This is a genomic window from Devosia sp. (assembly GCF_035944845.1).
Taxonomy (GTDB): domain Bacteria; phylum Pseudomonadota; class Alphaproteobacteria; order Rhizobiales; family Devosiaceae; genus Devosia_A.
This window is the reverse complement of the sequence record NZ_DASZAW010000068.1, coordinates 112303-119005: the sequence shown is the minus strand read 5'-3', so window position 1 is coordinate 119005 and position 6703 is coordinate 112303. Positions and strand designations below refer to the sequence as shown.

General features: G+C 66.9%; 7 protein-coding genes. 2 read left to right on the top strand and 5 right to left on the bottom strand.

All coding sequences use genetic code 11. The annotated features are described in order from the left end of the window. The 3 genes from VGV07_RS13150 to VGV07_RS13140 form a co-directional block, all read right to left on the bottom strand. A partial coding sequence (locus VGV07_RS13150; protein ID WP_326869160.1) for an ABC transporter substrate-binding protein occupies positions 1-282 on the bottom strand: 282 nt, incomplete at its 3' end. A gap of 27 nt (positions 283-309) precedes the next feature. Continuing rightward, on the bottom strand, positions 310-1479 hold the full coding sequence (locus VGV07_RS13145) for a mandelate racemase/muconate lactonizing enzyme family protein (RefSeq protein ID WP_326869159.1): 1170 nt from the start codon (positions 1477-1479) through the stop codon (positions 310-312). After that, positions 1479-2405 (bottom strand): dihydrodipicolinate synthase family protein, encoded by a 927-nt coding sequence (locus tag VGV07_RS13140; RefSeq protein WP_326869158.1) that lies wholly within the window; start codon positions 2403-2405, stop codon positions 1479-1481. The genes VGV07_RS13145 and VGV07_RS13140 overlap by 1 nt, the downstream gene beginning before the upstream one ends. Positions 2406-2534: 129 nt before the next feature. On the opposite strand from VGV07_RS13140, the gene VGV07_RS13135 reads away from it, so the two are divergent. Next, positions 2535-3431 carry a 2-dehydro-3-deoxygalactonokinase gene (locus VGV07_RS13135; RefSeq protein WP_326869157.1) on the top strand — a complete coding sequence of 299 codons (897 nt, stop codon included), beginning with the start codon at positions 2535-2537 and terminating at the stop codon, positions 3429-3431. On the opposite strand, the gene VGV07_RS13130 is transcribed toward VGV07_RS13135, so the two are convergent. Both VGV07_RS13130 and hemN read right to left on the bottom strand, forming a co-directional pair. Beyond that, entirely contained in the window at positions 3391-4269 is an 879-nt protein-coding gene (locus VGV07_RS13130) for a hypothetical protein (protein ID WP_326869156.1), read from the bottom strand. The two genes, VGV07_RS13135 and VGV07_RS13130, sit on opposite strands and share 41 nt — an antisense overlap. Before the next feature lie 256 nt (positions 4270-4525). Beyond that, positions 4526-5875: an oxygen-independent coproporphyrinogen III oxidase gene (gene hemN, locus VGV07_RS13125; protein WP_326869155.1), complete on the bottom strand. Its 1350-nt coding sequence runs from the start codon at positions 5873-5875 to the stop codon at positions 4526-4528. Positions 5876-5988: 113 nt separating this feature from the next. On the opposite strand from hemN, the gene VGV07_RS13120 reads away from it, so the two are divergent. Then, positions 5989-6702, top strand: coding sequence for a Crp/Fnr family transcriptional regulator (locus VGV07_RS13120; protein WP_326869154.1), 714 nt, complete (start codon positions 5989-5991; stop codon positions 6700-6702). Position 6703 lies beyond the last annotated feature (1 nt).

Genomic DNA, 6703 nt, shown 5'->3' with positions numbered 1-6703 from the left:
ATATTCGAACGAGGTGAGATGCACGATGTCGGGCGCCGAGCCGGCGGCGAACTGGGTGATCATCGCGTCCGAATAGCCGTCGCGCGGCATCAGCGTGAAATCGATCTTGACGTCCGGATGGGTCGTCTCGAACTCGTCGATGACGGCCTGCCACCAGTCGCCATAGCCCTTCTCGCCCTTCTGCCAGGAAACGAAGTTCAGCCGCGTTTCCGCCGCGGCGAGCCCCGGCAGCGCGACGACGCCGGCCAGCAGCAGCGCGGCGAGTGTTTTCGAAAGCTTCATCGTCAATATCCTCCCAAATGTGACGTGTTATTTGACCATCGTGGCCAGTGCTCTGGCCGACGGCTCGGCGCCATGGCCGGGCTTGTCGGGCACCAGGTATTTGCCCTCCCGCACCTCGAGGGCCGTTTCGATGTAGGGCGCGTTGCGCGCCATGACCGAGTGCTGGAATTCGTGGCCGCGCAGGTTCTGCAGCGTCGCGCTGACCTGCAGGCTGGCGGCAAGAAAGATGCCCGTGCCGATGGTGGCATGCGGGATGATCTGGCGGTGATGCGCCTGGGCCAGGAGGCCCATGCGGTGGAACGCCGTGATCCCGGTGTGCCCCATCTCCGGCTGCACGATGGCGAGCGGGCCGGCTTCGAGTCGGGCGCGTAGGTCGAAGACGTTGCGCCATTCCTCGCCCGCAGCGATGGGCACCGGCGAATGCTCGGCCGCCCGGCCTATGCCCTCGATATCTTCGGGCTTGCACACCGCCTCGAGGAACCAGGGATCGTAAGGCAGGCATCTATGCGCCAGCGCCACCGTCTCGACGTCGGTCAACGTCCAATGCAGATCCGCGGCGATCATCGGCTTGGGGCCGAGCGCCTCGCGCAGCACACGGAACTCCTCAACCACACCGGCATCGGCATGCGGCGAGGCAAACTTGAACTGGGTGAAGCCGCGCTCGAGCCAGCTGACGGCGAACGTTGCCCGGTCGGCCAGCGTCTCGCCCGGCAGGCCCGACACATAGGCCGGCACCTCGGTACGGCGCGCCCCGCCCAGCAGCTTGGCGATCGGTGCGTTGCGGAGCTTGCCGCAAATATCCCACAGCGCGATATCCACTGCCGCCAGCGCATCGTGGGTATAGCCGCTGTGCTGCCCGCGGACGCGCTGCAGGTCGTAGAGATCCTCGTAGATCAACGCGACGTCAAAGGGATCGCGACCGATCAGGAAGGTCGACAGCAGGTCATCGATGATGGCCCGTACCGCCCCCGGTGCGACGATGCCATAGGTCTCACCCCAGCCCACAGTGCCATCGACAGTCTCGATGCGGCAGAGCACCGTGCGATCCTTGGTCGGGTACACCGTTCGGTTTTCAGCCCGCACGAAATAGCCGGCCTCGTTGGCGGACTCGCCGTTCTTGGGGCCACCCAGATATGGCTCGTCCTGCCGGTCGATCTGGATGGTGAAACTCTCGACCGACTTGATGCGGCTCGTCATCATGCGTCTCCCAGGGCAGGCAGTTTCTGCGCCGCGCCAACCGGCAGCAGGTCGGCGATCTCGGCGATCATCATGTCGATCTCGGCGAGGCCGCGGCTGTCGAACTTTGGCAACGGGGCCCGCACGCCGGAGGTGGTGAAGATGCCGCGACGCATCAGCACTTCCTTGGTCAGAGACATCCGGTAGATCATCTGCACCAGGAGCAGCGGCAGCGAGCGGATGTAGAGCGCGCGCGCCGCATTGAGGTCGCCGCGGCGATAAGCCTGGAACAACGCGGCGTGGAGATCGGTGATCTCGGCCGCCGGCATCAGCGCCACCGCTCCCCGCTCGAGCTCGTCATAGACATAGCGCGCGCCACCACCGCCCATGACGCCATCGAGCCGGTCGCCGACCGCCTCGAGCAATGCGGTGATGCGAGGGCCCGAGGGCAGCGTCTCTTCCTTGACGTAACGAATGGCCGGCACGGCGCGCACCACCTCGGCGATGGCCGCGACCGGCAGGCCGCTGCCCACCGGCGCCGGTGCGTTCTGGAGGATAATGTCGATGCCGGCCTCCGCTGCCACGGCGCTGAAAAAGGCAACGAGGCGGGCGGGATCGGCGCCGGTCGATGGTGGGGCCATGACCATGGCGGCCGTCGCGCCGGCCGCCTTGCCCGTACGGCAGAAGGCGACGACTTCCTCGGGGGTGGCGGCGCTGGCGCCGACGACGAGCGGACGGCGACCGGCCAGCGTACGGCCGACTATCCGCACCAGCGTCTCGCGCTCGGCGGCGCTCAGATGGTCGAACTCGCTGGCCACGCCCGGGAACACTACGCCATCCGCACCCCCAGCGATTGCGAACTCGGTCACCCGCGCCATGCCGGCCTCATCAATCTGCCCCGACGCATCGAACGGCGTCGGCAGGACCGGCAGCACTCCCTCAAGCATCCTCAACTCCCAAGTTCCATATGTTGGAACTACTTTCTTTAATATGGAACTGATGCCACGGGCTGTGCTAGCGGTCAAGGGCGCGTGACGAAAGTTCATGATCGCGCCGACCAGCAGAACGGGGATCCAATGCAGATTTATGTGGAGTGGACTTCAGCGAGCTTCGCCGCCGACCTGATCGACGAGGTCGGGAAAGCGGTGGCCGAGATCCGTCAGCCGCTTGGCGTCACTGCAGTCAAGGATGGAGCGTTCGAGGCCCGTTTCCTTGAGCTGATTCCAGACGACTGGCGTCGGCGCGCAACGGTCGCGTACCTCTCTGGGATGATCACCGGGCGTGGCGGCTGGCTCGAGACCAGCTTCGCACCAGCTCCTGCGGGGCTTGTGGAGATCGTCGCGCAAGGGAGACGTCTCATGGTCGGCGGCTCGCTGGTGGTGTTCCTCTGCGGCATCAGCGCCGATGGCCCGCTACCCGATGTCATGCGTGGCGAGGAGGTCAAGGCGATCGCTGCAGCCGGAAGGCACCCGGTCGCCACCGTCATCCTGCCGGGCGCTCACACCAAGTATGTCGCGATCGAAGCCGGGCGCATCACCCGCCTCGCCACCTATATGGGTGGCGAGACCGGCGCGCTGCTGCGGCGTGACTCACTGATCAGTCGTTTGATCCCCGAAGGGGCGGCGATCACCGACGCCGGCTTCGAACAAGGCCTCGCCACGGCATGGAGCGGCGACATTGCCGGCGGCCTGCTGCGCCGCCTGTTTTCCGCCCGCAGCCTCGTGCTGTTCGAGCGCCTGCGGCGCGAGGACATTGCCGGCTACATCGCAGGCCTCGTCATCGGCGCCGAAATCCTCGAAGCCGAGGCGGAGTGGTCGCTGGGGTCGGCCCCGGTCCTTGTCGTCGGCAGCAGTTCCGATGCCGTCCGCTACGCATTGGCCCTCGGGCGGCGCGGTATCGCCGCCGAAGTGGCGAGCATCGATATCGGCAGCATTATCGGCGCTCTGCCAACACCGGCGCTCCCCCTGGCGTGAAGCGCAGCCAGTAGCCGCGGCTCGTGCCCGGCGGCAGCCTCGAAACCCCCGGCAGCGCAGCAAACTGCCTAGGCCCGGTAATGGCGATCGGCATGTCGCTCCATGGCTCGAGACAGAGGAACGGCGCGCGTCCCCGGCTCCACAGCGCGAACTGCTCGAAGCCGTCGAAATCGAGCGTGATGTGGGTCGCCTCGGTGCCGAACCGCACCGAACGGCTGGCGATGTCAGGCAGGCCATGAGCTGTCGAAAAGTCGATGTCGGATGGCACGGCCGCGCGTCCGTCAAAGCTGTAGCGAGCGACCGGCGCTGCGCCCAGCGGTTGTGTCTCTCCGGCTTCCACCGCGTCGAAATGCAACCGATGCGCCTCGCGCGGCCCCGCCCCCGGCAGCGGCCAGTTGAAGCCAGGGTGGGCGCCCAGCATGTAGGGCAGCTCGACCTCGGCATCCGGGTTGTGCACCCGCAGTACCTGGGTCAACCCTCGCGCATCGAGCGCAAAGTCCACGCTGAGCTCGAACGCATAGGGAAACGTCGCCAGAGTGGGCGGCGACGATGCCAACCGCAATCGACATGAGTGTCCGGTGACCTCCAGCACTTCAAATGCGCTGCTCGGCGCAAACCCATGCGCCGGCAGCTCCATCGGGCGATCGCCGAGCATCACCAGGCCGCGCGGATAGTGTGATACCACCGGGAACAGCACCGGCGCGCTGCGGCGCCACGCCTCCGACTGCGCCTGCCAGATGAACTCGCCAAGCCGGCGATGGCTCAGGGACAAGAGCTCCGCTCCGACCGGCGAAATGTCGGCGGCAAGGTCGTTGGCCCGAAGCTCGATCGATCCCACCGAAGTCTCCCCATTCGACTTTGACTTCTCGCGCCCACGGCTGATCTGGCTCGGACGAAATCCGAGATCCCTGGCGTGAGGCCGGCACTGTTTCGGTGATCGGGACGATGGGCAAGATGTCAGTACCGAAGTGCCCAGCTTTGCATTGTGAAGGATTGGAACGAGATAGACGGGCACCTGAATTACCGGGCGGCGACGGTAGCCCATCCCGGTGTTCTCCTACGCAGCAATACCTGATCCCTTTGCCGATACTCCCCTAAACGGCCACCGAGTGCCGGCCGGTGCCGGTGCTGAGGTATGTATCGAAAGCGGCCGCTACCGAGCGGACATAGGGGCGTCCGGCATCGGTGATGGCGAAGCGCCGGCCGTCGAATTCAACGATCCCGTCAGCGTCGCCCTGCGCCGCATAGGCCATCTCGACCAGCACGGCCTCCGCGGCGCTGCCGAAGCGGCGGCGGAGATCGGGGACTGATACGGCAAGATCACACATCAGCCGTTCGATCACCCAGCCGCGCATCCGGTCTTCGCTGCTGAGCGCGATACCGCGGGCGATGGCGAGACCGCGAGCCTTGACGGCGCGGACATATTCGCCAGTGGCGACAGTATTCTGCACATAACCCTGTGGCAGGCTGCCGATCGAGGATGCCCCGAAGCCGATGAGCGCTGGGGCCGCGTCGGTGGTATAGCCCTGGAAGTTGCGACGAAGCTGCCCTGCCCCGGCGGCGATGGCCAGCCGATCCGCCGGCTTGGCGAAGTGGTCGAGGCCGATGGCCACATAGCCGGCGGCAACGATGCGCGCCGCCGCTGCTGCCGATTGCCTGAGCCGCTCTTGCGGATCGGGAAGCATCGCTGCGTCGATCATCCGCTGATGTGTCTTCATCCACGGCACATGCGCGTAGCCGAACAGCGCCAGCCGGTCGGGATGGAGCGCCAGGGCCTGTTCGATGGTGGCTTCGAGGGTGCCGACCGTCTGGTGCGGCAACCCATAGAGCACATCGAGGTTCACCGAGGAGACGCCGCGCCGGCGCATCCCCTCGACCACGGCGCGGGTCTGCTCGAAGCTCTGCAGCCGATTGATCGCCTGCTGCACCCTGGGGTCGAAATCCTGCACCCCGACGCTGATCCGGTTCACTCCCGCAGCCGCAAAGGCGTCGTAGCGATCCTCGGTCATGTCGTTGGGGTCGATCTCGATGCTGAACTCGAAATCGTGCCGCGGGCGAAAGAGCTGCCGCGCCCGCTGCGCCAGCGCGATCAGGTCGTCGGGCCGCAGCATCGATGGCGAACCGCCGCCCAGGTGCAGCGCCGTGGCGCGGCCGCGCCCATCGAGGTGCCGCGCCACCTCCTCCATCTCAAGATGCACCGCCGGCAGATAGGCGGCGATCGGGCCGTAGCGCAGCACCTGCTTGGTGTGGCAGCCGCAGAACCAGCAGAGCCGATCGCAGAACGGGACATGCACATAGAGCGACAGGTCGGTCTCTGTCGGCAGCGCGCCGAGCCAGCCGGCATAGTCGGCATCGGTGATGCCGGGGTGGAAATGCGGCGCCGTGGGGTAGCTGGTGTAGCGCGGAACGGGCCGCGCGGCGCGGCTGGCGAGGGAATTGGGCATCGGAACCTCCGCCCGCCTTCTGGCACCCGGCGCGCCACAGCTTCTTGATCTCGATCAATCGCGCCGTCCGGTGGCGTGCGAGGAACGGGGTGACCTGTTGCGAGGGTAGCCAGATGACCAGACCTCACGACGCCGATCCGGCAACCCCGGTGCATTGCCGGACTTGCCAGGTGCGGCATGGCGGACTGTGCGAGGTGCTGGACCCGATCGAGTTGGTGCGGCTCGCTGGCCAAGCCCGCCGCACCCGGCATGATCCGGGCGAGACGCTGGCAATCGAGAGCGGCGAGGTTGGCTATGCCAATGTCACCCGCGGCGCCATCAAGCTGTCGCGCGTGCTGCGTGACGGGCGCCAGCAGGTGGTTGGGCTGCAATTCGCCCCCGACCTGATGGGGCGGTTGTTCTCGAGCGAGAGCCCGCTCTCGGCCGAAGCCGCCACCGAAGTCGAACTCTGCCGCATCCCGCGCAGCGTGCTGGAAGGGCTGGTGGCCGACAGCGAGCGCATCAAGCTGCGCCTGCTCGCGCAATCGCTGCGCGACCTCGACGCGGCGCGCGACTGGATGGTGACGCTGGGGCGAAAGACCGCTGCCGAGCGGGTGGCGAGCCTGTTGCTGCTGGTGGCGACGCGAACCGGTGTCGCCGACAGCGCCGGCCAGCTGGCATTGGACCTGCCGATCAGCCGCGCCGACATGGCCGACTTCCTCGGCCTGACCCTGGAGACGGTGTCGCGCCAGATCAGCCGGCTGCGGCATGACGGGGTGATCGTCGTGCGCGGCCACCGCTCGGTGGTGATCCTCAATCAGCCGGCGCTTCAAGCGCGCGCCGGCTGAG

Bases quoted from the DNA above. Each gene is read 5' to 3' on its own strand.
- VGV07_RS13140 (WP_326869158.1), bottom strand. From the start codon at position 2,405: ATGCTTGAGGGAGTGCTGCCGGTCCTGCCGACGCCGTTCGATGCGTCG.
- VGV07_RS13120 (WP_326869154.1), top strand. From the start codon at position 5,989: ATGACCAGACCTCACGACGCCGATCCGGCAACCCCGGTGCATTGCCGG.
- VGV07_RS13135 (WP_326869157.1), top strand. From the start codon at position 2,535: ATGCAGATTTATGTGGAGTGGACTTCAGCGAGCTTCGCCGCCGACCTG.
- hemN (WP_326869155.1), bottom strand. From the start codon at position 5,875: ATGCCCAATTCCCTCGCCAGCCGCGCCGCGCGGCCCGTTCCGCGCTAC.
- VGV07_RS13145 (WP_326869159.1), bottom strand. From the start codon at position 1,479: ATGACGAGCCGCATCAAGTCGGTCGAGAGTTTCACCATCCAGATCGAC.